This is a genomic window from Clostridium sp. (assembly GCF_051278035.1).
GTDB lineage: Bacteria > Bacillota > Clostridia > Clostridiales > Clostridiaceae > Clostridium_AD.
In genome coordinates, this window is record NZ_JBNMNU010000241.1 from 1 (window position 1) to 5,213 (window position 5,213).

Genomic DNA, 5,213 nt, shown 5'->3' on the forward strand with positions numbered 1-5,213 from the left:
CCTATTTTTATTCCTAACTACTCTCTGAACATAAAATTTATAGCGCTATAATGATTCTATACAAATTTAAGTTTTACATATTAGTTTCCGTGACTACTCCAATTATTATATATATTATACTACAATTTAATGATAAACAATACCCCGATAAGTTTATCATAATGTAATACATTTCATAAAATATTAAATTACTTTAAACTTCTACAAATAGTACTCAAATACCCCTTGATATGTTACAATTGAAGTATATGGAGTAGGTGATACGAATAATTTTCCAACTTGACGCGGTGATAGAATTAATAAAAGAAGGGGGTGCTGCAGATATATAGGTTTAATATTAAAATGCTACCTATATTAATGAGCAGGAAAACATGAGTGAAGATAAAAAAGTAAATGAAGAAATTATAACGGACGATAATAGTGAAATTATAAATAAAATGTATTCTAATAACAATATTTCAGAGAAAAATAACTCTAGTATGAATTATAGTAGCAGGAAATCTAAGTTAAATGAAATTAATGAAAGTGACAAGTACATAAGGGAAATGCATCAGTTAGCAGACAAAAACGAATTTAAGAACAATGTAATTGTGTTAGCACTTGGCATAGTTGTAGTATCTATAATTATTTTTTCTCTATTCATGAATAGTCCATTAATGCAACCAAAAACTGATATAACTCTTGACAAAGAAACCAATAAAGTGGTAAGTGAAGAAGTTAAAAAAACTACTACCCCAGCTGAAACCAAAAATAATATTTATGAATATTTAAATGTAGAAAAAAATAGGGTGTCTGACCTAGAAAAATCAATTAAGCTAAACAATGGGAATAAAACAGGTTTAACTGTATATCTCTTAGCAGAAATTTTGAGGGCTAACGATTATGACATCCCTACCGACACCTCTACAGTTGATGGATTACTAGAAAATTTAACTTCTAAGGGTTGGAAAAAAAATACTAACTTAAATGAACTAGAAAAAGGAGATGTCTGTTTCACCACAGATCTACCACAAACCCCTGGAACCCCTTCACATACATATATATTTATGAGTTGGGTAGAAGATGGTAAAACAGACTACGCAAATATAGTTGATGGTCAAATTAAAGAATTTGATAAAGTGCTTCATAAACGTAGTATTTCAATATCTACGCCACAAAAGGACAAATTTAGTTTTTTTCTTGAAAAGTAATAGTTTATAAAAAAAGGATGGCCTCGGCTATCCTTTTTTTATAAACTATTACTTATAACACAATTTCTTTTATAACAGTGCCGTGTAAATCCTTTATTTGAAATAAATCATCTTCGAGTATTGCATAAGAATTAGGGTAATCTTCCTTAGGTAACGTTATAGATCCAGGATTTAATATATATATGCCATTGTGCTTTTTAGCTATGGGAAGGTGAGTGTGACCATGTATCATAACATCATTTTCACTTAAACTAGGCATATTATTTTCATTATAAATGTGCCCATGGGTCAAAAATAATCTTCTATTATCCAACAATATTATGGAATAATCCGACATCATTGGATATTCTATGAGCATTTGATCCACTTCACTATCACAATTTCCTCTAACAGCTAATATCTTATCCTTATAATCATTTAAGAGACTAGCTACCGCCTGAGGGTTGTAGCCTTTTGGTAATGGATTTCTTGGTCCATGATACAACGCATCCCCTAAAAGTACTATGTAACTTGCTCCCTCTTCATTACAACGATCTAAGGCCTTTTCTAAAAAGAAAAGTGAACCATGAATATCTGAAATTAAAAATATCTTCATCTTTACGAGGCTCCTTTTAATTTAATTTTTGTGCTTTATAATTGCTATAGCTGTACCTATAATGTATGTATCTTCACTATCTATTACAATTGGATGATATTTTTCATTGGCTGGCATAAGTAATATTTTATCTTTTTTTATTGAAAGCCTCTTTAGTGTAGCATTTCCACCTATGTCAACTGCTACAATATCATTATTATTTGCAGCATTCTCATGTCTTATTATTACATAATCACCATGATTAATGTTTGCCTCAATCATACTATCTCCTTTAACCTTTAAAATAAATGAATTTTTCACTCCTTTTAACCAATACTTCGGAATGTAGAAATTACCTTCCACTTCCGAATTAATTAATATAGGTTCTCCTGCCGCTATATCGCTATACACTGGTAGTTCCAATAATTCTTCATTTAAATATTCATAACCTTCTTTTCCATCAGTTACTAGAATGTCTGAAATCCTACTATAATCCCTCATGAAATCATATGCTCTGCCATGTCTTATATCACAAAATTGAAAGTTCTCAAAGGAGTCAACAACTTGAGCATTATATTTACTTTTAAATGTATATGATTTTGCTTTCTCACCTAGTGGTTTAGTATTAACTCTTTTACCTTTTACCATCCATGAGTTACTCTTGTGAGGATTATCCATATCAAGAAGGAACATAATACTTGAATAAGGTTTTTCATTGGATAATGTCTTTATAAAATCTATCTGTATTTTAGTTAAGTTGTTACTTTTATGGCTTATAATATGACAATACTTGTCTATATTAATAATTTTCGCCATCTCTAGAGCATACATATTAATATCTTCATTATCAACCAAATTCAATGATTTAAGCTTTTCATTATACATAACCATAACTTCATATATGGACTTTCTAGCAGTAGAATTTTTGCTTATTCTTTGTGGCCCTTGTCCTTTAGGGCATTTTCTTCCTACTCTATTCACATCTGAATATAAATCTATTCCTAAGTAATTACAACTTTTTATCCACTTTACTTCTTCAATGAAAAATTCAACATAGTCGGTACGAAGTATCTTTAACTTTGGATAAATATCTTTAATCTGGAGTATGCAACCCTCCATTATTCTCCTTTTTTTATGCTTATCTGAAATTAATTCATATTTTAATTTATATTTATTTTGATATTCCAAAAAATATCTATGTAAAATACTTTCTAATGTAACCACATGAAAGTTTCTTTCACTACTAGAAAATAAACTTAAATACTCTAACTTTGTTTCATCTTCTGCTATGGCATACAATTTTTTAATATAATCTATATCTTCATCTTGAGATGTCAACATTAATATTTTATCATCCTCATATAAGCAATAGTGATTTTTCAAATAAAGACTTCTATAAATGGCTGCAGTTGTTTTTCCCGAATTTCGCATACCTCTAATTAAACTATATTTTGAGGGCTTGCTATGTATCAATTTTTGTTGTTCTAAACACAAATCCATTTAATCACCTCTACTTTGACATACTATTAGTATACAGTACTATAAGGCTCATAGTAACATTTTTATTTAAAAAATGTTATAAATTCGTTCATAAAAATTACCAAGGTCTAACAATTCATATTTGCGTATCTATATATCTATACTGAGCATACTAAATTGTATATAAATTTATTAATTTATAAATAGATTAAATAGAGGTGAACAGTGTGAAATCAAAGATTTTGTGTATAGTTACTTCCTCACTACTCTACATCAGCTGTTTTTCTAGTATTGCTTATAGCAGCGAGTTAAGAAGCAATCCAATTAAAAATTTTACCAATGAAATTTCAAAAGAATCTAACCTACTAGATATTTTAAAAAGTGTGTTCGTTCCTGATCCTGAAGAGTCTTCAAATACAGTAAGTACAAAAGAATATAATTGGTATTTTCAACCACGAAACGATAATATGCCACCTGAAGGTCCTAAAGAAACTCGTGAACTTATATCAAAATATAAGTGCTATCATTTAGGAGACATATCAAAAAAAGTATTATATCTAACTTTTGATGAGGGTTATGAAGCTGGATATACCGCCCCAATCTTAGATGTTTTAAAGAAACATAATGTAAAAGCAGCCTTTTTCGTTGTAAAGCCATATATTACAGCTAATCCAGAATTAATTAAACGGATGGTTGATGAAGGCCACTTAGTATGTAATCATAGTGCCAGACATCCGTCAATGGCATCTATAAAAGACGAAACAAAATTCATAAGTGAATTATCTGATGTAGAAGTAGCCTATGAAAATATAACTGGGAAAAAGATGTCTAAATATTTTAGACCTCCTATGGGTAAGTACAGTGAATTGTCCTTACAATATACTCAAAACTATGGATATAAAACTATATTCTGGAGTTTTGCTTACATGGACTGGCTTACTAATAAACAACCTTCACATGAAGCTGCTCAAAAACGTATATTGCAAAGAACTCATAATGGTGGAATCATGTTACTACACGCAGTATCAAAAACCAATGCAGAGATATTAGATGATGTAATTACGCAATGGAAAAGCCAAGGTTATGAATTAAAAAGTTTAGACGAATTACCTGCCAATTAATAATAAGCAAAGAACCCTAGCGTAAACGGCTAGGGTTCTTTTAAGTTAGATTTTTATATAACATTTCTATATGTGGTATATCATCTTCCAAATAGCCTTCTGAAACTTGAGCAAACCCAAAACTCGAATAAAAATTCAACAAATATACCTGTGCAGATATTCTAATTTCCTTCTCATTTAAAGAATGCTCAATAAATTCTATTGCTCTTAACATCATTTGTTTTGCAAATCCACGCCCACGATATTTTTTGTTAGCCAGGACTCTTCCTATAGATATCTCACTATAAGAAACACCTTTTTCTAAAATCCTTAAGTATACAAGAATCTCACCATTCTGTTCTGCAAATAAATGATATGATTCTTTGTCCTTACCATCACAATCTTCATAAATACATTCTTGCTCTATTACAAAGACTTCGCTTCTAAGTTTTAAAATTTCATATAGTTCATCACTACTTAGCTCATTAAATTTTTTAATTACCCAATTCATAACTCTACCAACTCCCTTTGACAATTTGTTTCACATAAATATTTTTATCAAACCTAATGACAATAAATGCAATGGATAAAAGGCATAAAAAAAGTATTTTAGGTCTTTACCCTTCTTATGGTTATACTTAAATATAAAAATCAATGCCAGTAACGATAATGCTTGACTAAACCAAGCTAATTCTAATATTATATCAGGGAATTTGAACACATAAAATAAAATTTGCGATGCATCAAATAGTATATATACAATGGTTTGTGATATTACAGTTTTAATTTTATCATCTCTAAAAATATAAAACACTAATATCATCGCTATCCCATACATACTATAATCCGCATGTAAAATTTCGGCTGTTA

The 5,213-nt window shown here is 29.5% G+C and carries 6 protein-coding genes; 2 read left to right on the forward strand and 4 right to left on the reverse strand.

Features of this window, described 5'->3' with window-relative positions:
• The first annotated feature begins 371 nt into the window (after nucleotides 1–371).
• Nucleotides 372–1,190, forward strand: a complete 819-nt coding sequence (locus tag ACJAX4_RS22000; protein WP_435791581.1) for a hypothetical protein — start codon at nucleotides 372–374, stop codon at nucleotides 1,188–1,190.
• A gap of 52 nt (nucleotides 1,191–1,242) precedes the next feature.
• On the opposite strand, the gene yfcE is transcribed toward ACJAX4_RS22000, so the two are convergent.
• Both yfcE and ACJAX4_RS22010 read right to left on the reverse strand, forming a co-directional pair.
• Nucleotides 1,243–1,785, reverse strand: a complete 543-nt coding sequence (gene yfcE / locus ACJAX4_RS22005) for a phosphodiesterase (RefSeq protein WP_435791582.1) — start codon at nucleotides 1,783–1,785, stop codon at nucleotides 1,243–1,245.
• A 21-nt stretch (nucleotides 1,786–1,806) separates the two neighbouring features.
• Nucleotides 1,807–3,264, reverse strand: a complete 1,458-nt coding sequence (locus ACJAX4_RS22010) for a S24 family peptidase (RefSeq protein WP_435791583.1) — start codon at nucleotides 3,262–3,264, stop codon at nucleotides 1,807–1,809.
• 206 nt (nucleotides 3,265–3,470) lie between these two features.
• Between ACJAX4_RS22010 and pdaA the strand changes: the two genes are divergently transcribed.
• Nucleotides 3,471–4,364: a delta-lactam-biosynthetic de-N-acetylase gene (pdaA, locus tag ACJAX4_RS22015; RefSeq protein ID WP_435791584.1), complete on the forward strand. Its 894-nt coding sequence runs from the start codon at nucleotides 3,471–3,473 to the stop codon at nucleotides 4,362–4,364.
• A 40-nt stretch (nucleotides 4,365–4,404) separates the two neighbouring features.
• Here the strand turns inward: pdaA and ACJAX4_RS22020 are convergent, their stop codons facing one another.
• Both ACJAX4_RS22020 and ACJAX4_RS22025 read right to left on the reverse strand, forming a co-directional pair.
• Entirely contained in the window at nucleotides 4,405–4,854 is a 450-nt protein-coding gene (locus tag ACJAX4_RS22020) for a GNAT family N-acetyltransferase (protein WP_435791585.1), read from the reverse strand.
• A 30-nt stretch (nucleotides 4,855–4,884) separates the two neighbouring features.
• A partial coding sequence (locus tag ACJAX4_RS22025; RefSeq protein WP_435791586.1) for a TraX family protein occupies nucleotides 4,885–5,213 on the reverse strand: 329 nt, incomplete at its 5' end.